Source organism: Gemmata algarum (assembly GCF_034097035.1).
GTDB lineage: Bacteria > Planctomycetota > Planctomycetia > Gemmatales > Gemmataceae > Gemmata > Gemmata algarum.
On the sequence record NZ_JAXBLV010000128.1, the window covers coordinates 1 to 573 of the forward strand.

The window sequence follows — 573 nt, forward strand, 5'->3', positions numbered from 1 at the left end:
TACGTCGCGGACCGATGCCACGAGCGGATCGGCCCGTTGGGCGGCGAGCGGAACCCGGTACGGCCCGGTCGAGCCGTTCGGATCCTGGACGGGAATCATCTGGGGGCCACCCCGAAGCAGCTCCGGGTGACCCGCGGGCGCACCGCCGGCCCGCTCCCCGGGCTGGTCCTGGCGGTTCTGGACCCGGACCGGATGTTGATCACCGACATCATCCCGTGTGAGGACGGTCACACCCAGGAGCGAGCCCTTCTGGACCCGGTGATGCCGCTGGTGCAACCGGCCCAGGTGTGGGTCGGCGACCGCAACGTCTGCATCGCCGAGTTCCGGTCCCGGATCGATCAGCGGGGCGCGTCGTTCGTGATCCGCCGGCACGGGAACACGACCCTCGAGGGGGACGGGGAGTGGACCGCGGAGGTGCGCACCGACACCGGTCGGGCGAGCGAGCGGCCGATGTGGGTATGCGTGGGTGGGGAGCCGGTGCTGCAGGTGCGGTGCGTGCGGGTGCGGTTGGACCAGCCGACCGAGAACGGGGACCGGGAGCTCGAGATCCTGACCAACGTGCCGGGCGACCAA

Annotated in this window: 1 pseudogene; it reads left to right on the forward strand. The window is 71.4% G+C overall.

The window, feature by feature from the left end:
* A pseudogene (locus R5W23_RS11340) lies at positions 1 to 573 on the forward strand (transposase); the annotation flags it as partial.